The organism is Rufibacter sediminis (genome assembly GCF_014269285.1).
In the GTDB taxonomy this organism is placed as follows: domain Bacteria; phylum Bacteroidota; class Bacteroidia; order Cytophagales; family Hymenobacteraceae; genus Nibribacter; species Nibribacter sediminis.
Genome location: NZ_JACOAF010000008.1, coordinates 209,162 through 232,113, shown reverse-complemented (window position 1 = coordinate 232,113; position 22,952 = coordinate 209,162). Strand labels below are relative to the sequence as shown.

Here is a 22,952-nt window from a genome sequence, read left to right as displayed (position 1 = left end):
AAATGATATTCTTGTCTTATTATATAAGGAATACCTGATGAAAATCGCCATTATGCAGCCGTATCTTTTCCCCTACATTGGGTATTTTCAGCTGATCGCTGCGGTAGACGTGTTCGTCTTGTATGATGATGTGCATTATATAAAGAAAGGGTGGATTAACCGAAACAGGATTCTTTTGAACGGTGCTGAACACACATTTACGCTTCCTTGTCTCAGTGTGAGCCAAAATAAGTTGATCAAGGACATTGAGGTGGACTGGTCCAGCAGAGAAATTGGAAAAGTGGTCGCCACAATGGAAACGGCCTACCGAAAAGCCCCTTTTTTCGAGGAGGTGATCCCACTCGTGAAGGAGGTACTGATGGACCAGGCAAGCACATCCATCGCTGACGTAGCGGCGACAAGCATCAAGCAGGTTTGCTCATATTTGAACATCAAGACAACTATGAAGAATAGCTCTACTGGTGGCTATGGAAATGCCCATTTACACAGAGGAGAACGAATCGTGGACATTGTCCTGCAGGAAAAAGGAGACCGCTACCTCAATGCCATTGGGGGCCTGGAACTCTACAGGAAAGATCATTTTGCGGAACATGGCATTATACTGAGCTTCTTGAATCCATTGCCAGAAGTGTACCCGCAGCCCAGCCCTCAATTTACCCCATGGCTTTCCATCATTGATGTGCTGATGTACAACGACAAGGAAACCGTCTCGAAACTATTAACCTCTTATGAACTCTTATGAAGAATGTATTGATCCTGGGGGGGCAAGGTAATGCCTCTGTGATCGGGCACGCCATGCTCGATGCCAACAGAAGGGGCGATCAGGAATATCAGTTTTCCGGGTATATCAACGACAGGGACGGATGCACCGAGATTGAGGGCTATCCGGTGAAAGGAGGGCTGCACGACATCCCCCGATTACTGGACGAAGGGTATTACTTTTTAAACACAATCTACAAAATCGATGGACAGCGCGAGCGAATCCAGCTCTTTGATTCCCTGGCCATTCCCCCTGATCGCCTAGCTACTTTCGTACATCCCACCGCCTATATAGGAGCCAATGTAGAACTCGGGCCGGGGAGCGTGGTGATGCCCCATGCCATTGTCTCCACCAGTGTTAAATTAGGGACTTGTGCCCGGGTCATGATCGGGGCCATTATCAGCCACAACTGCGACATTGGGGCCCATACCTTCATTGCGGCCGGTTCCTGTTCCGGCTCTAACCTAAAGGTAGGGATTGGGGTCCATATCAGCATGAACTGTACCGTACGGGAATTTGTGAGCATAGGCGACTACTCTACTCTAGCGATGGGAAGTGTTCTGCTCAAAGACATGGGTACCTCAGAAATCTGGGCTGGTAACCCCGCTAAACTTCTTCGTAATGCTCAGTAAAAGTGCCTCCCCGCCCTTGGTAAGCGTCAGGGTTATCACCTATAATCACGAGGCTTTTCTGCGGCAATGCCTGGAAGGCATTTTCATGCAGCAGACCGATTTTCCCTTTGAAGTGGTCATAGGAGAAGACTGCAGTACGGACGGCACCAGGGTCATTTGTGAGGAGTACCGGACCAGGTACCCCGAGGTAGTCACCCTACTCATGCACCAGCAAAACGTTGGAGCCCAGGAAAACGCCAGAAGGACAAGAGAAGCTTGTAAGGGGAAGTACATCGCCCTGTGCGAGGGAGATGACTACTGGACTGACCCTTTGAAACTACAAAAGCAGGCCACTTTCTTGGAAGAAAATGGAGAATTCACCCTTTGCTTCCATAACTGCTATGTCAGGCACGAGACAGCTCCCTCTGAAACCCAGGAACTGTTTCAGCACTACTCCAAGGATATCTACGGCATCCAAGACCTGTTCGGGAAGTGGCTTATTCCAACCGCCTCTGTCATGTTCCGCAATCATCTGTTCGAAGACTATCCAGATTGGCTTCGCAACGCCATCGTGGGAGACACTCCCTTTTATATCCTTATTGCTTCCTTTGGTAAGATCAAACTACTCCCTGGGGTAATGGGGGTATACCGCCGACACCCCGGGGGAGCCACCAATTTTCTGCATGGGTACCACTATTGGGAAAGGATGATTGAGCTTTACACCGGCATGGATGAATACTTTGAATTCAGATATAGAAATGAGATAAACCCTGTTCTGGAATGGTTCCACTACAAGCTAGCGCAGATCGCCTTCAAAAAACATGATTACGAGAAATATAAGCTGTATGCCAGACGATGTGTACGGCGGGACCGGAAACTTTTGCTCCAGTACAGATATTTAGGCATGTACATGGCGTCCTATGCACCCGCTCTCTTCAAGGTATACAGCAGAATAAAAAGCTCCTCGGTTCAGTAATCTATGTTGACCATATTCTACCCCCTAGTTTCCTGCTCAATACCTTTTATTTGTTTGAATACTGCATAGACACGTTCCCTTGTATCTTATTCCTTTCCAGTGATGATCAAAGTTGTTGTCTCTTTTAATCAACTAGTAAACATCATTTGTGAAGCTTATTTTATGTTCTTCTGACGCTAAAAACGCTTTTCCATTGTGTTCCGTCTCTTCAATTACAGCTGAATGTGTCCACTACTAAGATACAGAGCCAAGACTATCCTTGATTCTTATTTTAAGCATTTTGACACTCAAAAAACCCTACTCTATACAGTTAATGTAAACCCAAACGTACTCCCCTGCCCCACTTCACTTTCTACCCAGATGCGGCCGCCCTGCGTCTGGATGAACTCGCGGGAGATGGAAAGGCCCAGACCTGAGCCACCTTTATAGGCTTCTTTCCCCGGAACTTGCACGAAACGCTGGAAAATGCGTTCGTGGTTTTGCGGTTCAATGCCGGGACCGTGGTCTTTCACTTGCACCACCACTTCCCCTTTGCCTTCGCTGGCCGACAAAACAATGGTCTCGTTCTGGGCTGAATAGCGGATGGCGTTGCTCAAGAGGTTGAGCAGCACCCAAGAGGTTTTCTCCACATCGGCTTTCACGGGCGGCAGTTGGGGCGGCAGGGAAATCTCCAGGTGGATGTTCTTTTCGCGGAGCTGTAGCTGGATAGTGTTGGCGGCAAACTGCACAATATCAGCTACGTTGGCGGTGGCAATGTTGAGTTGGATGTTGCCGTTCTCCAGGCGGGCCACGTCCAGCAGCTCGGTGACCATCTTCTGGAGGCGCTGGTTCTCGGTTTTGATGGTGGCGACCAGGTGCTGCTGCTCGTCATTCATTTCGCCAATGCGCTGGTTCTGCAACAGCTTGAGGGAATAGTTGATGGAGGCCAGCGGAGTTTTGAGTTCATGTGAGACCGTGGCCAGAAAGTTAGACTTTACCTGGTCCAGCTTCTTAAAATCGCTCACGTTGCGCAGGGAGAGAATGTAGCCCGCAAATTCCTGCTTGCCCAAAACCTCATTGTAGGCCAGCACCTGAAACACAGATTTGCGGTAGTACGCCTCCTCACCCAGGTCGGTGATGGACAGTACCGCCTCCGGCGAGTCACTGCTTCCGGCCTCTATTCCTTTCAGCAGCTCCTTAAATAAATCGTTCTGCGCGGCCACGTCTTGGGTTTTCGCGCCAATCAGTTTTTCGGGGGGCAGGCCCAGCAGACGGCAGGCGACGGGGTTGGCGAGAATGATTTTTCCTTCGGCATCTAGTAAAATGATGGCCTCGTCCAGGTTGGTGATAATGGACTGGATGCGGTTCTTTTCGGTAATGAGTTCAGACAGGGTAGATTTTTCGTATTCGCGCAGGCGCACCAGCATCTGGTTAAAGACCTTGGACACCGCCCCGAACTCGTCATTGCCTTTGATGGGCAGAGTTTGGGAGAAGTTCCGCTGGGCCACGTACTCCAGCGAGGTGATGAGCTGCTGGATGGGCTGGGTCAGGGCCTCGGGCACACTGAAACAGAACACCAGCGCAAACAAAACGCTACAGGCCAGCAGAGCCAGCGTGTACTGCCACACCCGCTGCGAGGTTTCCTGCGCCTGCTGGTTTTTGAGTTGGAGGGCATCGGTGTTCAGGCTCACCATCTGGTGGATTTTGTCCTGCAGCAACTGGTGCTTAGGCATCACGGTCACAAAGTAGGCTTCAGACGGTACTGCGGCCGAGGTGTGCAGCAATCGCTTCAGCTCAGCGAAGGTCTGGCGCATGGACTCCACCGTCTCCCGTTCGCCAGGCTCTGTGATGTTTTCGCTCTCTTTTTGTAAACTGGCCTCAAAACGCCGAAGGTCGGCACGGGTGCTTTCGGCAATCTCAACGGAGTCGGCTTTCAGGAAAACGGCCTGTTGCTGCGTGACCAGCAGATGGCTCAGGGCGTTGTTCATCTCCTGCCCCAGCTGCACCGAATACAGGTTGTCCTTGAGGATGTTCTGTGCGGCGCGGTCAAGGCGGCTGAGGTTGTAGAGGTTGTAACTGCCCAGGCCCAGCAGCAGGGCCAGCACCACCAGGTACCCCAGCAGGATTTTGGTTTTAAGTTTCATGTAGATTGTAAGGGGGCAATGTTATGTACCATGGAAGCTGTTCGGCGTTTTCTTTTTAGTCTCAACCGCAAGACTCCGCTTGTGCATTAAGACTAAAACTTTTGTTTTAGGGCAATTTTTAAAAAAACAGCCCCTAAACGCGAGCACGCAAGGCACGCATGCACCAGCCAGAATCTGCTAAATGCGATACCCAAAACTTCGTCTCAAAAAGATATTAGGGCAAGCGAAGGAAGGGTTCATTAGCTGTCACTACGTTTGCCGGTCTCTTGTAAACATAATGCAAAGACGTCGGTCAAGTCATGATGATTACACGTTGTTCTGTGTAGTCTTGATTTCTTTTACCAATCCAACTAACTCTTCTGCTTCTAATTTATTTGTTTGGGGCCAGTTATATGGGTTATGTGGTTGGGCGATAAATTTTACAATAGCACGATAAATAGGCAATATCACCGATTTAAAGTCTCCATCTAATTCAAAGAGTTTTTTTCTTTGGGTATTGTCTGAATCCTCAAAACTAATTTTGAATCTATATTTGTCACTGATTCTTTCAAATTCAAAATAGTAGCCTTCAGGCTCTAGATGCCACCAAACTTCTGTATTTATTCCTTTAATCACATTTCTTAAAGAAGTAATCAATTGGTCAATTGGATTTGCTGGAACATCCGAAGCCTCAAATTGTAAATCAAAGTCTCCAAAAGTCAACTTCACAGGAAGCCACCCATGTTCAGGTGCTCCTAATTCCATTTTCAGCTTCTCTATTTTCATAGTTTAAATTACAAAGAACTCCATGATAGCACACAAGCTGGCAGGCCATGTTCTACCAAAACCGAATTTCATTTAGCGGCTCTTTTTCTGAAAATAGGCCAAAAACGGAAAGGTAGCCTTTTTCCGCTTGCCTAAAGTTTCCGGCTAATAATTCACCAAGTAAATATCCGTATCGGTATTGGCCGCGGTAATGCGGGAAATTATTTCGCCCGTGATGCTTTTGCGCCACCAGCGTTGCCAGAAAGAACCCGTGGTGATGCCCAGCGTCACCAGCGTGATTTGCCGCTCGTTCACCTCGCGCAGCACCTCTTCGGCCACTTCTTCGGCTTTCACTTTGAGCACCTGCGCCCCCAGCTCGGTGGCCAACTGTAAATTGTTGATGAGGTGTCGCTGGGTGGCCAGGTTGATGTTGAGGCTCGTCTCGCGGGAGGTCTGCACGTAAAGCAGATACCACTCGGCGTGGTACCTATCGGCCAGCCGGGCCGATTTTCTTATGATTTCCCGCGCGCCCTTGGCGTTGGTGCCGATGCAGGTGAGCAGCTTCTCCGTATGCCGTCGGTCTGGGGTAATGTGGGCGGTGTCAATCTGGCGCTCCAGCTGGTTGGCTACTTCGCGCAGCGCCAACTCGCGCAATTGCAGCAGGTGGTCTTTCTGGAAGAAGTTCCGGAGCGCCGCCTCCACCTTGGCGGGTTCATAGATTTTGCCCGCCTGCAACCGCTCCAGCAACTCCGGAATGGTTAGGTCAATGTTCACCACTTCATCGGCGAGGCGCAGCACGCTGTCGGGTACGCGCTCAGTCACCTCCACGCCCGTGATTTTCTCCACCTGCTGGTTCAGGCTCTCCAGGTGCTGAATGTTCACGGCGCTAATCACGTGAATGCCCGCCTCCAGCAGCTGTACCACGTCTTGCCAGCGCTTCTCGTGGACCGAGCCTGGCACGTTGGTGTGCGCCAGCTCATCTACCACCACCATCTCGGGACGGCGTTGCAGAATGGCGGGCACGTCCATCTCCTCCAGCGAGCGGCCCTTGTAGAAAACTGCCTTACGCGGAATGACGGGCAGCCCTTCCAACTGCTGCACCGTCTCTTTGCGGTTGTGCGTCTCCACGTAACCCACCACCACGTCCACGCCCTGCGCCAGCAGCGCGTGCGCCTCCTGCAACATGCGGTACGTCTTGCCCACGCCCGCCGCCAGCCCGATGTAGATTTTGAACTTCCCCCGCCGCGCGTGCCTGATTAACTCCAGAAAACTCCCGTCCGCTGCGTTTCCGCCTGAAACCATGAATGTAGTATAGAGGATGAAAATTTAAGTTGAAATGTGGTGAAACCCACCCCTACCCCTCCGAGGAGGGGAATTCTCTGCAATAGTAAGAATAACCACTGTTTGCAAAAACTCCCCTCTTGAGAGAGGCAGGGGGGTAAACACGCTTGAGCTCAATCTCGCCTTACAGCTAGAAGGCGAAAGACAAGGAAGTAGTCAACGCCGTATTCTTATCTGTGGGGTTGCCGCTTTCTTTGGTGAAGATGTCATCCTTGGAATCCAGCAGGCGCGCCTCTACCCGCCAGAGCACTTGCGCCGTGGGCGCGAAATCCAGGTTCAGGGAGTAGCCTGCCGTCTGGAAACCGTTGGCAGTTTCAGTTCCAATAATCACCCCGTGCTTGTCATGGTAGTATTCGCCGCGGGCCGCGATGCCTAACTGGGGCAACACCTGGTATTTCACCGCCAGCGTAGGGTTCCACCACCGGCTGTAGCCATCTTCATCCCTCGCTTTCTCTTCCAGACCATAGTCAAAGGCGGCAATCAGGCTCCACTTATCGGCGGGCGAAACGGAGGCGTAGAAGTTGTGGAAGTACCGGCGTTGTTTGGCATTGTCTGGCTTCTCGTTCCCGAAGAACGTGCTGGAGTTGAGCACTACTTTGCTGGACGGTTTAAACGTAATCTGCGTGCCCAGCGCCTTGTTCTGGTTCCCTTCCGCTTCGCGGATGTTCTGCCAGCCGTTGAGCACCAGACCTGTGAGCGTCCATTTCTCCGAGACCTCAAACGTCAGCTTTGCCCCCGCTTCATAGTACGGCGTGTTCTCCGCGCTCAACGAACGAGTTAGCGTTAGGTTGTCCCTTGAAATAGCCGACTCTGCCCCAATGTGCGAAGGGAAAATACCCGCATCCAGCCAGACCTTGGGCAACAGCTGCACGCCCACGTTGGCCTCGTACACGTGCCGCAGCAACTCCTGTTCGGCGACCAGGTTGTATTGGGCGTAGGTGCCCACCATGAGCCCCAGGTTCCCGCGCACCTTGTCCTGCGCGTAGTTTACCCGTAGCAAGGCCAGGTTCACATTAAACTCATTGTGCCGATTGTGGTTGTACAAAAATCCAGGCCGCAGATGGTTCTCCGGTTTATTGAAGTCATAGGCATAGTACACATCCACAAAACCCGTCAGTTGCCAGGGCTTGGCCGGCACGTCCTCAGGAGTGGTTGAAGTTGTGGCGGCCACAGAGGTTGAATCTGCAACGGTTTGCGCCTGCGTAGGCACCGTCAGGCATAAATAAAGGGCAATGGAAAGGGAGAACTTGGTTCTCATGGTGGTAGTTTTCAATTTCATGTTGATTGATGAGAGGCTACATCAAGCCTCAATTACTACGTGTTTAGTTTGTCCCCCTTTGAAGGGGGTAGGGGGATGAAAAAGGCGCTTCAAATTAGAGCTGCTTTTCTTTTACTGCCTTTGCAGCTGTTCCAGATTTGCAATACGTCGCATTGCTGCTGCTCTGGCGTAGGTACTCGGGGATTACAAATCCCCTTTCTCCTTGCTTCCGGATTGCAAATCCGGAAGAGCGGCTTGGTAAAAGCTTTCTGATTTCTACGCTGTTAAATAATTCTCTGCAAAAGTCATCATCCCCCTACCCCCTTCAAAGGGGGACGAAATGGGTTAAGCTGTACTTTCTGTTTTTGGCCTGATTTTCAGAAAACAGGCCAAAAACGGAAAGCGGCTTTCAATTACTTCAGAGCGTCCAACGCCAGGTTCAGTTGCAGCACGTTCACTTTCTCGGGGCCTAGAATACCTAAGAGCGGGGCTTCTACGTGCTGCTGCACCAGCGCCTGAACTTTCTGCTCGGGTAGGTTTCTGGCTTGGGCTACGCGGGCTACTTGCAGGTAGGCGGCCTGGGGCGAAAGGTGTGGGTCTAGGCCGGAGCCGGAGGCGGTTACCAGTTCCGCAGGGATTTGGGCGCGGTTCACGCCGGGGTTGTGGGCCAGAAAGGTGTCAATGCGGGCTTGCACGGTGGTCAGGTAATCGGGGTTGGAGGGGCCTTTGTTGGAGCCCGCGGAACCGGCCGCGTTGTAGTCCACCGCCGAGGGTCTTCCCTGGAAATACCCATCCTGGGTGAAGGCCTGCCCCACGTTAGCGAAGCCCACTACTTTACCGTTGCAGGAAACAGTTTCCCCACCTCCGCCGCCCGGCGAAAGTTTGCCAATGCCAGCCACCAGCGCGGGGTACACGCCCGCTAGCAACACCAGCAGCACCAAAGTCAATTTAATAGAGGCTATTAAATACGTTTTCATGTGTTTACGTTTTTGAGCTGTTTTTAGAAAAAGAGGCCTAAAACGGCGTCTATGAGTTTAATACCAATAAACGGAGCCACCACACCGCCCACCCCGTAGAGCAGCAGGTTCCGGCGCAGCAATGCGCTGGCCCCTATGGGCTTGTAGGCCACGCCACGCAAGGCCAGCGGAATAAGCAGCGGAATGATGATGGCGTTGAAAATAACCGCACTCAGAATAGCGCTCTCGGGGCTGTTGAGGCCCATGATGTTGAGGCCTTGCAGGGCGGGAATGGCCACAATGAAGAGGGCGGGCACAATGGCGAAGTACTTGGCCACGTCATTGGCGATGGAGAATGTGGTGAGCGTGCCGCGCGTGATGAGCAGCTGCTTGCCAATCTCCACAATCTCAATGAGCTTGGTGGGGTCATTGTCCAAGTCCACCATGTTGCCTGCCTCTTTGGCCGCCTGCGTGCCCGAGTTCATGGCCACCCCCACATCGGCCTGGGCCAGGGCGGGCGCATCATTGGTGCCGTCGCCCATCATGGCTACCAGTTTGCCCGCGGCCTGCTCTTTCTTGATGTAGTTGAGCTTGTCTTCGGGCGTGGCCTCGGCGATGAAATCATCTACGCCCGCTTTCTCAGCGATGAATTTGGCGGTCAACGGGTTGTCGCCGGTCACCATCACGGTTTTCACGCCCATCTTCCGGAGGCGCTCAAAACGCTCCTGAATGCCGGGTTTGATGATGTCTTCCAGCTGAATCACGCCCTGCACTTTCTCGTTCTCGGTGACCACCAGCGGCGTGCCCCCGTTGGCGGCAATCTCGTTCACTTTCTCGGCCACGGACTTGGGATAGATATTGCCCGCGTTTTCGGTGAGGCGGCGCATGGAGTCTGAGGCACCTTTCCGGATGCGTAAGCCGTTGGGCAAATCCAGACCGCTGGAACGGGTCTCGGCGGAGAACTTGATGAACTGCACCTGGCTTAAATCAGGCATGGGCACTTCCACGCGCTGTTGCTGGGCCAGCTCCAGAATGGATTTTCCCTCGGGCGTATCATCCGCAATGGAACTGAGCACGGCTTTGGACACGAATTCCCGCTCCTCCACGCCGGGCGCAGGCCAGAATTTGGTGGCCTTTCGGTTCCCGATGGTGATGGTGCCCGTTTTGTCCAACAGAAGCGTGTCAATGTCACCGGCGGTTTCCACGGCCTTGCCCGATTTGGTAATCACGTTCGCCCGCAGCGCCCGGTCCATGCCCGCAATCCCGATGGCCGAGAGCAAGCCCCCGATGGTGGTGGGAATGAGGCATACGAACAGGGCAATGAGCGAGGCGATGGTGATGGGCGTGTTGGCGTACTCCGCGAAGGGTTGCAACGTCACGCACACAATGATGAACACCAGCGTGAAGCCCGCCAGCAGAATGGTCAGCGCAATCTCGTTGGGCGTTTTCTGGCGACTCGCGCCTTCCACCAGCGCAATCATCTTGTCCAGGAACGACTCGCCGGGGGCAGTGGTCACGCGCACCACAATGCGGTCTGAAAGCACCTTGGTGCCGCCCGTCACCGAGGATTTATCACCGCCCGCTTCCCTTATCACCGGCGCCGATTCACCCGTAATCGCCGACTCGTCAATGGAGGCCAAGCCTTCTATGATTTCGCCGTCCGTGGGAATAATATCGCCGGGTTCAGCTAGGAAAATATCGCCTTTCTGGAGCGCGGCCGAGCTGACCGTTTCAATGACCTCAGACTGGTTTCCGCCGGTTTTGGTGAGCTTTTTGGCGGGCGTATCCTGGCGGGTTTTCCGCAGTGATTCGGCCTGGGCCTTGCCCCGCGCCTCGGCGATGGCCTCGGCGAAGTTGGCGAACAGCAGCGTGAGCAGCAGAATGAGAAACACCAGAAAGTTGTAGCCCAGGCTGCCCTGGTTCTGGCTGCCCATGGCCACGCCCATCGTCACCAGCAGCATGATTACGGTGCCAATCTCCACGGTGAACATCACCGGGTTCTTGATGAGGTAGCGGGGATTGAGTTTTATCACCGACTGCTTGAGCGCCTCGCGTACCAGCGGACCTTCCAGCAGCCCCATTTGTCTTTTTTGCACAGACATGTTTTCTAGGATTGAATAAGTTGAGAGGATGCCCGCCCGGGAATTTGCGTTTTTGGCCTGTTTTGGGAAAAAGAGCCGCTAAACGCAAACCTCCGCCGGGGCACCGAAGGTTTAGTAAATGGTGAAATATTCGGCCAGCGGCCCCAGCACCAGGGCGGGGAAGAATGCCAGCGCCGCAATGATGAGTATAACGGCCAGCGTCATGAACCCGAAGGTGGCGGTATCGGTGCGCAGGGTGCCCGCCGACTCCGGCACGTAGCGTTTGCGCGCCAGCAGACCCGCAATGGCCACCGGCCCGATGATGGGCAGGAAGCGCCCCAGCAGCAGCACAAAGCCCGTGCTCACGTTCCAGAACACGTTATTGTCGCCCAACCCCTCAAAACCGGAGCCGTTGTTGGCCGCCGAGGACGTGAACTCATACAGCATCTCGGAGAAGCCGTGGAAGCCCGGGTTGTTGAGCCAGGCCGAGGGTTTCACGGCCCAATCGGCCTCCGGGTAACTGGTGAGCGTGAAGCAGGCCAGCGCGGTGCCCGCCAGAATGAGCAGCGGGTGCAGCAGCGCGATGATGGTCGCGATTTTCATTTCACGGGCCTCCACTTTCTTGCCCAAAAATTCGGGCGTACGGCCCACCATCAAGCCCGAGATGAACACGGCAATGATGAGGAAGATGAAGTAGTTGAGAATGCCCACGCCGCAGCCGCCGTAGAAACAGTTCACGAACATGCCCAGCAGTTGCATGGCCCCGCTCAGCGGCATGGTGCTGTCATGCATGGCGTTCACCGAGCCCGTGGAGATGATGGTGGTCACGGTACTCCAGTACGCTGAGATGGCCGGCCCGAAACGCACTTCCTTGCCTTCCATGGCGCCGGTGGGTTGCAGCAGGTGCAGTTGCGCCAGAGTAGGACTGCCGCCCGTCTCGCTCAGGAGCATAGGAACCAGCAGCAACAGCATGCCCACCGTCATGACCCCGAAGATGGTCCAGGCCAGTTTCTTGCGCCGGATGTACACGCCAAAGGCGATGACCATGGCAATGGGGATGAGCACCTGCGCCACCAGTTCGGTCATGTTGGTGAGGTAATTGGGGTTTTCCAGCGGGTGCGCCGAGTTCACCCCGAACCAGCCGCCGCCGTTGGTGCCCAAATGCTTGATGGCAATCATGCCCGCCGCCGGACCTCTGGACACCTGCACCGAGTCGCCTTCCAGCGTCACGATATCGGCTTTGCCGTCAAAGCTGGTGGGCGTGCCGTTGAAGGCCAGAATAGCCGCAATGACTAAACAGAGGGGCAGCAGAATGCGGGTGCAGCTCAAGACCAGGTAGCGGAAGAAATTGCCCAGTTTCTCAGAGCTTCTCTCTTTGAAGGCATTGAACAGCACCACCACCGCCGCCATGCCCGTCGCCGCTGACACAAATTGCAGGAATGTAATCACGGTGAGCTGGGAAAAGTACGTGAGGCCAGACTCGCCGGAGTAGTGCTGTAGGTTACAGTTCACCAGAAAGGAGATGGCGGTGTTGAAGGCCAAATCTGGGGACATGGAAGGATTGCCGTCGGGGTTGAGCGGCAGGCTGCCCTGGGTAAGCAGAATCACAAACGCCAGTACAAACCACACCAGGTTAATGGTGAGCAAAGCCAGCAGGTGCTGTTTCCAGTTCATTTCGCGGTTGGGGTCAATGCCCGAGATGCGGTAGAGCAGGCGCTCCAGCGGCGCCAGAAAATCAAGGGCCGTTTTCTGGCCCTGATACACCCGGGCAATGTATTTCCCCAGCGGAATGGCCAGCGCCAGGGTGAGCAGGTACGTCACCAGGACGCCTAGTAGTTCAGTTGACATTCTAACTTGTCTTTTTACAGTGGATAAAAGGGAAGGCGGGCGGCTTAGAATTTTTCGGGCCGCAGGAGCACGTAGCACAGATACCCGAAGGTGGCCAGGCTCAAAAGGAATAGAAGGAGCATCATAGCGTTGAATTAGATGGAAACAAATGGTTAAGGCAGTTGGGCATAGGTGAGCTGCTGGGCACAACGCGTTAAGGCCGGCCCCAGCAAAATCCTGAGCTGCATGGAAAGTTGGCTGTTCTGGTACAGGTGCAGCGCGTAGAGGTAGCTGTTCTGCAGGGCCGCCTGCACGCGCTGGTCGCCGTGTTGCCACAGGTGGTTGGCATGCTGGAAACACCGCCGCACCTGCGCCAGGTCCTGTTGGTCAATGAACCGGTTGGTGAACCGAGCGAAGCAGGACAGTTGCCGGTACATGTTGCGTTTGCACTCGGTGTCTTCCAGCTCCGACGTGAGTTCGGGGAACTCCCGCTCCAGTTCGGCCAGTACTTGGTAATGCTCAATCATGGCCGCTGGATTAGACGTGGTCAAAGAAATCAACCGCCCTGAAGAAGAGCCAGAAGCACAGCAGCCCGGAGGCCAGCAAAAGAGAGATAAGCAGTAAAGGGTCCATAGAAATTTTTAAATGGTTCTGCTCCCCTATTGCCAAGCCGTGTGCCAAAACCAGCTGTTGCTTAGGTGTTCCCTGTAAGCCCTTGATTTACAATCCTGTTTTTAGCCTGATTTCAAAAAAGGAACTGCTAAACGGCAAGGGCACCCTACCATTTTGGTAGGGTGCCCTTGCCGTTTTGAAAAGAAGTCAGGCGGTTTGAGTTAGATTTCAGGTTGTAATTGGACGCAGTGAAACCCACCCCTACCCCTCCCAGGAGGGGAATTATCAGCTAGAGAAGGGAGAACGTTGAGCATCCTTTTAAAGGAGCCCATACATTTATTTGCATGCATTCGGCCCCCTTTGAAGGGGGTTGGGGGATGACAAAGGCGGTTGAAGAGGCGTCTGCTTCAGCTATGTAAAATGGAAAGCCGATTCTCGGGAATGTAAAATCCTGTATGAGTAGAACTGCACGAGTAATCATCCCCCTACCCCCTTCAAAGGGGGACGGAATGCGTATCGCTCGGCTGTTCGGGATTTGCAATCCCGAACTTCATTATCTGGGGATTTGTAATCCCCGATGCAGTTCAAACAGTACCGCCTCGGGGATTACAAATCCCCGACTCATTTGCTTCCGGATTGCAAATCCGGAAGAGCTTGTTTTTGGTAAACTTACCAGAACTGCCTTCAGAGGGGGACGGAATGTGTGATTAAAACTAGACATAGCTTCCTTCTGCCAACTTTCCCTTTTCTGCTTCCGTTGCCGGAAATTCCCCTCTTAGGAGGGGCAGAAGTGGGTGAATCGGCATTAGACTTGTACCGCAAGCGTGGTGGAAATCAAAGAAGAATCATTTTTCTGTTTTTGGCCTGATTTCAGAAAAACAGCCGCTAAATGGAAGTCCCAACAGATGCTAGCACCAAATACATCAAGTGAGTTTTAGTGAACGTCTCCCAAGCCGTATTCCTGAATCTTGCGGTACAAGGTGGTGAGGCCGATGTGGAGCAGGCGCGCGGTTTCGGTTTTGTTGCCGCCGGTCTGGGTCAGAATCTTGCGGATGTGGTTTTTCTCAACCGTGCTCAGGGCGGTGTCGCTTTCCACGGCTCCTGCGGAGGTGTTTAGCGACCAGAACTCGGCGGGCAGGAAATCGGGGGTGAGGGTATCGCCCTCGGCGAGGATGACGGCGCGCTCCAGCACGTTCTTCAGTTCCCGGATGTTACCTTTCCAGGGGTAGGCCTGCAGCTTCTGCACAAACTCGGGGCTGAGGTGCTGCAGCCTGGGGTTGAGCTTGGCCGCGAAAACTTGCAGGAAATGTTTGGCTAAGGTAGGAATGTCCTCTTTCCGTTCGCGCAGCGTGGGTACCCGCACCTTGAACACCGAGAGGCGGTAGTACAAATCCGGACGGAAATGCCCGGCTTCGGCCTCGGCGGCCATGTCGCGGTTGGTGGCGGCTACCAGCCGGAAGTTGACCTGGATGGGTTTGGTATCGCCGAGCTTGGTGAAGGTCTGCGTTTCCAGCACGCGCAGGAATTTGGCCTGCAGCTCGGCGGGCATTTCGCCTACCTCGTCCAGAAACAGGGTGCCGGTGTGGGCTTCCTCCAGCAGGCCTTTTTTGTCAGTCATGGCTCCCGTGAAAGCGCCTTTCTTGTACCCAAACAGCTCCGACTCCAGCAAATCTTTGGGGAAGGCGCTGCAGTTAAGGGCCATAAACGGTTTGCCGCGCCGGCTGCTGGCCTGGTGAATGGCCTGCGCGAAGAGTTCCTTGCCCGTGCCCGTCTCCCCTTCCAGCAACACCGTAGAATCAGTGGGGGCGACTTTGGCGGTGAGGTCCTTGGCCTGCCGCAACGCGGGAGAATTACCCAGAATGCTGTCCAGGCTGTACTTCACGCCCACCTGTTTCTCCAGTTCCTGGATGCGCCGCTGCAAACTGGCTTTCTCCATGGCCCGTTCCACCACCACCAGCAGTTGGTCGTCTGAGTCGCCTTTGGTGAGGTAATCGAACGCGCCCATCTTCATGGCCGTCACGCCATCCTGAATGGTACCGTAGGCGGTCATGAGAATCACCTCGGCTTGCGGGTACCTCTGCTTTACTTTCTGGAGCACATTCAGGCCATGGTCATCGGGGAGCTTCACATCAGAGAGCACCACCCACACGTCTTGCGCGTGCTGTTGCATCATTTCCAGGCCCGCGTGCGCTGTGGCGGCCTGCCGCACGTGGTAACCTTCCAGTTCCAGCACGCGCCCCAACACGTGGCGTAGGCGCTCTTCATCGTCAATCAGTAGTAGTTCTCCCGGGTATTTAGCCATGATTGGTGGTTTGTGGCTGCGAAGCTATACGTAAATTCCATACATGGTTCACTGTGACTGACACTAAAAGGTTCTGAAGGATGTGTTTCTATCACTTCTATGGAAAATGGATGAGGCCTGCATCTAAGAGACATGAGAAAGCTATACACCCACCTCTATCTCTCTGTATTTCTTTGCCTTGGCTGCCATAAAAAGGCTGTAGAAACTCCTTTGGAAACCATTCAGCAAAAATATAATTGCGCAAAAGGCTCCATGGAAGCAGCGCATTATCTAATGGGGGAAGATGAGCCAATTCCCAAACTCACCGGGCTACCTGATGGCTTCTTGATTGTAGTAGATACCGCTTACAAAGCCACCAATTTTATCTCCAGCTACGAGCGCTATTGCCGAGAAGAAGCTTCTACCTTAAACACCGCTGATTTAGATTGGCAGGAAGGGTGGAAAAAGCTGTCTGTCCAACAAAAATTGAAGGAGGTGAGAAAGAGCAAAGCCTATTACATAATGATGGCTGACTCTGCCCATTTGCTCAATAATCTAGGGCTAAACCAGGTGTGGGTCATCAATAATACCAAAGACACGGTATCCGTTCAGATGCAGGATGGAAGCTTCATCTGCGTGCTTCAGGCAATGGACAGAACAGGTAAATGGTTGCCGGTGGAGTATTGGCAGTTTAGCAAGTGCGGGAATAGTTACTATGATAAAAAGTTTCCAGCCAAAACCGCCAGCTCCTTTATTACCAAGCTCCCGAAAACAGGTAATTACGCCACTAAGCTCCGTTTTAAGTTACTGGGGAAAGGTAGCTTTTACTATTCCAATGAATTTGTAGGGAAGATAGATCTATGTGATTTTACAGAAGACAGTTTTAGTTACGATACCTACCGGTTTAAGCCTCAGCCACATTACAAACTAGATTCTCTTATAGAGTTGAGTTTTGAATAGTCTCAGATTAAAGTAGAGCGGTGTTTTAGGTCTGTTTTTACGAAAACAGACCCAAAACACCGCTCTAAGACTGGCAAGCAATTCCTTTTTTAAGGCCTTCTTTCAGCCTCTTATTAATAGGGCGCTTACCTCCCGATTTTCGTTTCGGGTGGTATTTTAGAAATAGTATTATTCTTCGCGGAGGGTTCCTTCCAGAAACTCCTGTAGTTGTTTCTTTTTAAGCGGCTTGGGCAGGTAACCGTCCAAGTGAAGGCTGTGGGCCTTTTCCAGATCGGTGGGGTTTTCTGAGGAGGTGAGCATCGCCAGAATGGGGGTACAGGGCAACTCCAACTTCCGGACGGCCTCTACAAACCCGAAACCATCCATCACGGGCATGTTGATGTCAATGAGCACGAGCTCGGGGCAGAGCCCTTCGTCCGTGGCGCTCTGAATTACCTGAATGGCTTCCAGGCCATTTCGGGCGGTAATGATGTGTTTTACCGCTCCTACTCTATTCAGCACCCCCTTCGCCACAAACAAGGCAGCCGGGTCATCATCAATCACCAACGCTGTCACAATCTTCCTCATATGGAAATCGGGGGCAGAGCCCTCCGCATTTAGTTTCCGTATTTCTACTGTCAATTTGAAAGAATGTTGGGGGCTTGGGCCAGTTAAATCCATTTCTTATACAAAAGACGCACTACAAACCCGCTGCCACGTGTTCAACCCCATGAAAATGATCAGGTTAAGGAAAAAAGGCAGCATACTTCTGATTTAGTCATATTTTAATTTTATTTTTACCTATGGTTCTATCTGGGTGTACTCGGGCGGTACCAGTAGTGTCAAGTTCCCCCAACAAGATAGAAGCATAATGATTGACCACCAGGACGAATTGTTCCGTGATCTGGAAGCGGTCCGACAGATACCGGTCGTTCCCCAAATGTTAGAGGTTATCTGCCAGGTAACCGGGATGGGGTTCGCCGCCATCGCCCGCGTGACAGAAGATAGGTGGCTAGCCTGCAGCGTCCGGGACGAGGTGAACTTCGGATTAAAAGAAGGCGGTGAGCTGAAGGTGGAGACGACGCTTTGCCACGAGGTGAAAGGCCAGTGTCAGCTTATTGTCATTGACGATGTCGATCAGGACTCGCAGTACCGGGACCACCACACTCCCCGCATCTATGGGCTCAAGAGCTATATCTCGGTGCCGATCATCTTGAAAGACGGCACTTTTTTTGGGACGCTCTGCGCCATCAACGCCAAGCCAGCTCAGTTGAACAACTCCAAGGTCATCCACCTGTTCACCATGTTTGCGGACCTTCTCTCCTTTCACCTCCAGAGCCTGGAGCTGCTGGAGCGAAGCCAACGGGAGAACAGGGAATTGCTTGACCAAAACAAAACCCTCACCAACACCAACTTTGACCTGGACAGCTTCGTCTACACCGCCTCCCATGACCTGAAATCCCATCTGGCCAACATTGAAGGGCTGCTGGATGCGTTTACCGAGGAATTGGAGAAGGAAGAACTGGATCCCGACGAGCTCCGACAGATTGTGGCGGTGATGCGGTCTTCGCTTCAGCGTTTCACCAACACCATCCGCTCTCTGGTGACGGTTATTGAAGCAGATCAAGATAGCGAGCCAGGAGCAACGGAGGCGGTGAACCTCCAGCAGTTGGTGGAAGACGCCAAACTGGACCTGGCTCACCTGATCCATGAAAGCCGCGCCAGAATAGAGGTTAGCAGCGGGGGCTCGCTCCTGCCAGGCTTCGCGCCCAAAAACCTCCGGAGCATTGTCCATAACCTGCTGAGCAACGCGCTCAAATACCGCTCTCCCGAGCGGGTTCCGGAGGTACTCGTGCAGGCCAACCAAGTAGACGGCAGAACCCACCTTTCGGTCACAGACAATGGCCTGGGCATTCCCAAAGACAAAAAAGACAAGGTGTTCACCATGTTCAAGCGCTTGCATGACCACGTGGAAGGCAGCGGCCTGGGGCTCTACATTGTGAAGCGGATGGTGGATAATGCCGGGGGCGAGATTCAGGTGAGCAGTACCCTGGATGAGGGAACAACTTTCACGGTCATCCTGTAATTGCCTGCCACGGGCGGGAATCCGTAGAGGCTACTACCACCAGCACTACGTCTGTTCCCGTATGCCTCAAAACCCGCTTATCTTGACCGTCACGCTTGACGAAGAAGCCGAAGCCTTCTTCACCGGCCTGAGAGATGCCCACTTTCCGCCGGAAAGGAATTTCCTGAAAGCGCATCTCACCTTGTTTCACCACCTGCCCCCGCAGTACCCTACCCTGGTGGAGGAGCTTGCGGCCCGTTGTCACCGGCAGAAATCCATGACGCTGGAAGTAGCCGGGCTCATGAACATCGGGAAGGGGGTTGCTTACAGGCTGGTGAGTGAAGAACTGCAGCAGCTGCACCAAAGCCTTCAACAACAATGGCAACCGCTGCTCACACCACAGGACAAGCAAAAGCTCAGACCGCACATCACCGTGCAGAACAAAGTAATGCCCGCGCAGGCGAAGGAGTTGGAAAGCACCTTGCGCGAAACCTTTGTTCCTTTCACCATCACAGGAACCGGGCTAACCCTTTGGGAGTACCTGGGTGGCCCCTGGAAATTGTACCAACAGTTCAGCTTTCAACCACTTTCGGTGTAATGGAAGTAAAACAAGTCAGCACTTTCTTCTGCTCCGGCAGGCGTTTTGGGCGCGTTTTCCTTAAAGTGGAGGATCTGTTAACGTATGGAGGAAGGCGATCAGGGCTTTCTGTTCCTCGGCAGTTAAGTGAAGTTCATCAGAGGGCAGGGTCTGGTGCTCCAGGTTCAAGCCCAGGCCGTTGCCTCCTCCGCGGTTGTAGAAATCAATGACTTCTTTCAAGGTTTTATAAGCGCCGTTGTGCATGTAAGGCGCTGTTTTGGCAATGTTTCTGACGGTGGGGGTCTTAAACGCGAATTTCAGTTCGTCAATCTTGTTGTGGACGTACCTTCCCTCGTCGGGGTCAAGGACGGGGTTCTTGCTGCCCGGCGACTGCAACACTCCCAGCACCTCTCCCTCGGTGGTGGAAAAGGAAGGTCCGGCGGTGCCGTTGAATACGGGCATGAAGTGGCAGGTGCCGCATTTCGCCTTGCCCATGAACAGGTTGAAGCCTTTGATTTCCTGGCCGTTCATCTGCCGTTGGTCGCCGCGCATGTACAAATCGAACCGGGACCGGAACGGGGCCAGCGACCGGACGTAAGAAGCCAGCGCCATCATCACGTACCGGGGTTTCAGCTCCTGTTCCATCGTGGGAAATGCCTTCTTGAACGCCGCGACATACGCGGGTTTCTGGCTCAGGCGAACCGCTGCCTCAGCTACTGAGGCGTGCATCTCGTCTTTGTTCGCCATCACATCCATGGCCTGGTTTTCCAGGGTTGGGGAGCGCATGTCATAGAACTGCGCGTGCTGGAGCCCGGCATACAGAAGCGTAGGCGCGTTTCTGGAAACGAATTTGCCCTTTTGCAAGGCATTGCTTTTGGCTAAACCATCGGTGAAGGCGAGTTCTGGTTGGTGGCAACTGCCGCAGGTTCGCCCTCCCGCCGTGAGAATGGGGTTGTGAAACAGGTCTTTGCCTAAAGCTACCTTCTCCGGCGAGGTCCGGGCCTCCAGGGTGCCGGTAAAGAAATCTGGGTTGAACGCCGCGGAGTCAAAAAGCGAGGTTGCCGTGGGATTCAGCGCCAACGCTGACGGTACAAACGGAATCTGCAACTCCTTTTGCCAAGCCACCAGGCGGCTGGTGATGGGCGTGGCGAATCGGTTGATGTACGCCATCCGGTCAAAGGCATCGAAATCAGCACTTTGGGCGGTGAAGGCGATGGCGTCCTTCAATAGCCTTTGCAATGCGGCATTCTCCCCGAAAAAGGACAGCACCTCCCCCACCGAGGCCAAGGCTACCGCCGTCTCTTTTACGCCCGTTTTCGCCAAAGGCGTGTCAAAACCCGAAACGCCCAGAATCATGGTCCGGAAGACTTCCTGTTTGGCGGCATCCAGAATATGGCCCTCGGTCAGCACCGATTCGTCTAAAATCACCCGGGTTCTTTTGAGCGTGGAGAGAAAGGCGTTCACCTCGCGCACCAGTTCTGGTCTGCCGGTCTCCTGCCAAGTGGGATAGAGGAATTCTTCGATGACCTGTAACCCCGAGGGGTCGAACACCCGGGTTTCCTCTATCTCAATCTCGGGCAAGGGCGCTCCGTTCAGCTCACGGCTGGCCGAAGGCGCGTAATACTCGGTAAACCATTCGATCTGCTTGTAGGCTTGGCGGGTTTGATGAAAGGCCTGGCGCACGGCCGTGGAGTCGCCGTGTTGGGCGCTTTTCAACAACTGCTGACCCGCCACAGTCTGCAAGGAATCAAATTCAGCCACCAAATGGGTTTTCACCTGCTCGGGCGTTTGCGGGCCCTTTTCGGGAAAACAGCCCCAAAACAGAAATGAACTCAACAGGAAAGCCCCGGAGATTAACTTATGCATCATCTGGTCTACAGCGGAAAAAAAAACAAAAGCCTTTCCGAAACGGAAGGCTTTTGTGACAAGACAAACAAACAAATGAAGAAGTGGAAGATATTTTGAGGTAAAACCCTAGCGCGGAACTCCGGTCAAGATCACGGTCTGGCCGCCTTCTTTGTTGTTGATCACGCCACTGCCGTCGGCTCCCTTACCACCGGGCAGGAAGCTGTCGCTGGTCCAGGTGTGCGGGTGAATGTTCACGGTGAAGGTGCCGGGGATGCCCACCAGGTCTGAGATGTCCAGCATGGCGCCGTACTCCCAGGAGCTCAGGCGGGTCTCGTTGTTGGGGTTGAACTTGGTATTGAACGTGGCGTCTGACCGGCGATGATCCATCTCCAGCATGGGTTTGATCTGCTTGGTGGCAAGGTTATACTGCCAGATGCGGCCATCATGCTTGTTGTTTTTGTAGTATGAATCGCCGTCTTCCTGAATATAGACGAAGTTCTGGGTCACGCAGATGTTGTCTGGGTTCACGATGCTGTTCCCGGGGTCTACTTCGCCGTCAATCAGGGGCGTCAGTTTACCGGCCAGCGGATTGTTGGCGTCCAGCTCCAGTTTGTACACGCGTCCCCACATGGTGAGTCCGGCTACGGGAGTGATTTTATCGGCTTGGCTTACGCCGGTAGAGGTGAAATAGAGGGTTCTGCTGGCGGCGGCGCTGCCTTTGCCGTAGTCCAGGTCTTCTACGCGGGCAAACTGCAGGGCGCCCTGCTCCACGGTTTGGGCGGCCAGTTGGGCACCGGTGCTGGAAAGCACGTTGCTGTATTCCACAAACTCCACATCGTAGGCGGTGTTCACCTGCATGTCAGTCTCTACGGTGTTCTTGTTGGTGCGGCGCAGCATGTACAGTTTGCCGCCCTGCAGATCTCCGGTGGTGTTGGAGAGGTACAGATTCACCTGCCCCATGCTGTTGGCGGGGTTGCTTTCGTCTTCACCAATGAATATGGCGGTTTTACCGGGGTACGCCACGGCCGGCAACGGCACCGCGTTTTCGGCACTGCATTTCCCTAACGCGGGTAAAACCCGGGTGGGGTTGTTTTTATCCGTGGTGAGCCCGAAGGGGTTGATGGAGTGAATCATGGACTCAATGCCGCTCTCGCCCGCGGTCAGGAACGTGGGGCCGAACCCGTGTTCTGCCGGCGTGGCCAGCGTGGCCGAGCACAGTCTCCAGCGTCCGCCGGCTCCGTCCACAATGTATTCGCCTTTCACGGGTTTCATGTTCTTGTCCAGAAACACCCGGGAAACCGACTGCAGGATTTCATGGTTGGTGATCATGATGAACCCGTCGCTGTTGGGGTCTTTCAGCAAGCCGGCGCCGTCTGGCTGACCACCGTAGATGAACGAGGGAGAGCCTTCCAGTTTGTCTTCGCTGCTGATCAGCGGACTGATTTTCACGGCCTCGAACCCAGACAGCAGTTTCACCAAAGAAGGCGTTACGGACTGGTTCTTGATTTCCACCTCCGAGGTGCCCGGAATGGTGTCATCGGAGGAATCGTCCTCTTTGCAGGCGCCCAGGCAAGCCACCGCGGCCATGGCTACGGACAAAGTAAAGTTTCTGGTACTAAAAGGTTTCATAGACAGAGGTTGTGTTTACTTCTCCAAAAGTAGACCACCGCTATTACCTCTTAATTAGCCCATGTTTAAACCATTGTTAAATCTAAGCACCTTGGGTAACGCTTTGGTAACACACCCCGCTTATTCACCGCAAATACACTCTTCCAGGAAGAAGAGATTTCGGGTTACGTTTTGGTTGGATTGGGCATGGCAAGATAGGTCTGGAGAGGTTTTTGACTTCACCGTAGCCAGGAAAATCGTTTATAAACCATTTTAAGCCCTGTCGCCTTTCCTGACGCACCAACGGGGTGTTTCCGTTTTAGGGCCGTTTTAGCAAAATCGCCG

General features: G+C 53.6%; 19 protein-coding genes. 6 read left to right on the top strand and 13 right to left on the bottom strand.

All coding sequences use genetic code 11. The features are described 5' to 3' along the window. The first annotated feature begins 37 nt into the window (after positions 1–37). Genes H7U12_RS03830 through H7U12_RS03820 form a run of 3 tightly spaced genes read left to right on the top strand, consistent with a single transcriptional unit; the run spans position 38 to position 2,347 of the window. Positions 38–742, top strand: coding sequence for a WbqC family protein (locus tag H7U12_RS03830; RefSeq protein ID WP_186633127.1), 705 nt, complete (start codon positions 38–40; stop codon positions 740–742). Continuing rightward, positions 739–1,392 carry an LbetaH domain-containing protein gene (locus H7U12_RS03825; RefSeq protein WP_186633124.1) on the top strand — a complete coding sequence of 218 codons (654 nt, stop codon included), beginning with the start codon at positions 739–741 and terminating at the stop codon, positions 1,390–1,392. Before H7U12_RS03830 ends, H7U12_RS03825 begins: the two co-directional genes overlap by 4 nt. Next, a complete protein-coding gene (locus H7U12_RS03820; RefSeq protein WP_186633121.1) occupies positions 1,382–2,347 on the top strand; it encodes a glycosyltransferase in 966 nt (321 codons plus the stop codon). Before H7U12_RS03825 ends, H7U12_RS03820 begins: the two co-directional genes overlap by 11 nt. Before the next feature lie 302 nt (positions 2,348–2,649). Here H7U12_RS03820 and H7U12_RS03815 read toward each other — a convergent pair whose 3' ends face one another. The 10 genes from H7U12_RS03815 to H7U12_RS03770 all read right to left on the bottom strand — a co-directional run bounded on the left by H7U12_RS03815 (position 2,650) and on the right by H7U12_RS03770 (position 15,591). Beyond that, positions 2,650–4,470 carry a HAMP domain-containing sensor histidine kinase gene (locus H7U12_RS03815; RefSeq protein ID WP_186633118.1) on the bottom strand — a complete coding sequence of 607 codons (1,821 nt, stop codon included), beginning with the start codon at positions 4,468–4,470 and terminating at the stop codon, positions 2,650–2,652. 306 nt (positions 4,471–4,776) lie between these two features. After that, positions 4,777–5,235, bottom strand: a complete 459-nt coding sequence (locus H7U12_RS03810; RefSeq protein ID WP_186633115.1) for a hypothetical protein — start codon at positions 5,233–5,235, stop codon at positions 4,777–4,779. A 144-nt stretch (positions 5,236–5,379) separates the two neighbouring features. Further along, complete coding sequence (locus H7U12_RS03805; RefSeq protein ID WP_186633112.1) at positions 5,380–6,516, bottom strand: sensor protein KdpD; 1,137 nt, start codon at positions 6,514–6,516, stop codon at positions 5,380–5,382. Between the two features lie 169 nt (positions 6,517–6,685). After that, a complete protein-coding gene (locus tag H7U12_RS03800) occupies positions 6,686–7,834 on the bottom strand; it encodes a porin (RefSeq protein ID WP_241749101.1) in 1,149 nt (382 codons plus the stop codon). Between the two features lie 392 nt (positions 7,835–8,226). Continuing rightward, entirely contained in the window at positions 8,227–8,790 is a 564-nt protein-coding gene (locus H7U12_RS03795) for a K(+)-transporting ATPase subunit C (protein WP_186633109.1), read from the bottom strand. Between the two features lie 23 nt (positions 8,791–8,813). After that, positions 8,814–10,871 carry a potassium-transporting ATPase subunit KdpB gene (kdpB, locus tag H7U12_RS03790; protein ID WP_206683861.1) on the bottom strand — a complete coding sequence of 686 codons (2,058 nt, stop codon included), beginning with the start codon at positions 10,869–10,871 and terminating at the stop codon, positions 8,814–8,816. A 111-nt stretch (positions 10,872–10,982) separates the two neighbouring features. Continuing rightward, positions 10,983–12,698, bottom strand: a complete 1,716-nt coding sequence (kdpA, locus tag H7U12_RS03785; protein ID WP_186633106.1) for a potassium-transporting ATPase subunit KdpA — start codon at positions 12,696–12,698, stop codon at positions 10,983–10,985. Between the two features lie 44 nt (positions 12,699–12,742). Beyond that, on the bottom strand, positions 12,743–12,820 hold the full coding sequence (gene kdpF, locus H7U12_RS22935; protein WP_123134921.1) for a K(+)-transporting ATPase subunit F: 78 nt from the start codon (positions 12,818–12,820) through the stop codon (positions 12,743–12,745). A gap of 30 nt (positions 12,821–12,850) precedes the next feature. Then, positions 12,851–13,204 carry a DUF7674 family protein gene (locus tag H7U12_RS03775; RefSeq protein ID WP_186633104.1) on the bottom strand — a complete coding sequence of 118 codons (354 nt, stop codon included), beginning with the start codon at positions 13,202–13,204 and terminating at the stop codon, positions 12,851–12,853. Between the two features lie 1,019 nt (positions 13,205–14,223). Continuing rightward, entirely contained in the window at positions 14,224–15,591 is a 1,368-nt protein-coding gene (locus tag H7U12_RS03770; protein WP_186633101.1) for a sigma-54-dependent transcriptional regulator, read from the bottom strand. A gap of 132 nt (positions 15,592–15,723) precedes the next feature. On the opposite strand from H7U12_RS03770, the gene H7U12_RS03765 reads away from it, so the two are divergent. Continuing rightward, the gene (locus H7U12_RS03765) at positions 15,724–16,530 is read left to right on the top strand and encodes a hypothetical protein (protein WP_186633098.1); all 807 of its coding nucleotides are present in this window, start codon (positions 15,724–15,726) and stop codon (positions 16,528–16,530) included. A gap of 168 nt (positions 16,531–16,698) precedes the next feature. Here the strand turns inward: H7U12_RS03765 and H7U12_RS03760 are convergent, their stop codons facing one another. Further along, positions 16,699–17,097 (bottom strand): response regulator, encoded by a 399-nt coding sequence (locus H7U12_RS03760; RefSeq protein ID WP_186633095.1) that lies wholly within the window; start codon positions 17,095–17,097, stop codon positions 16,699–16,701. A 283-nt stretch (positions 17,098–17,380) separates the two neighbouring features. On the opposite strand from H7U12_RS03760, the gene H7U12_RS03755 reads away from it, so the two are divergent. Together H7U12_RS03755 and H7U12_RS03750 are read left to right on the top strand one after the other, a co-directional pair. After that, positions 17,381–18,595 carry a sensor histidine kinase gene (locus H7U12_RS03755; RefSeq protein WP_186633091.1) on the top strand — a complete coding sequence of 405 codons (1,215 nt, stop codon included), beginning with the start codon at positions 17,381–17,383 and terminating at the stop codon, positions 18,593–18,595. Positions 18,596–18,677: 82 nt separating this feature from the next. After that, positions 18,678–19,172 (top strand): 2'-5' RNA ligase family protein, encoded by a 495-nt coding sequence (locus tag H7U12_RS03750; protein ID WP_186633088.1) that lies wholly within the window; start codon positions 18,678–18,680, stop codon positions 19,170–19,172. Between the two features lie 60 nt (positions 19,173–19,232). On the opposite strand, the gene H7U12_RS03745 is transcribed toward H7U12_RS03750, so the two are convergent. Beyond that, positions 19,233–21,020, bottom strand: coding sequence for a cytochrome-c peroxidase (locus H7U12_RS03745; RefSeq protein ID WP_186633085.1), 1,788 nt, complete (start codon positions 21,018–21,020; stop codon positions 19,233–19,235). A 105-nt stretch (positions 21,021–21,125) separates the two neighbouring features. Continuing rightward, entirely contained in the window at positions 21,126–22,628 is a 1,503-nt protein-coding gene (locus H7U12_RS03740; protein ID WP_206683860.1) for a PhoX family protein, read from the bottom strand. Positions 22,629–22,952 lie beyond the last annotated feature (324 nt).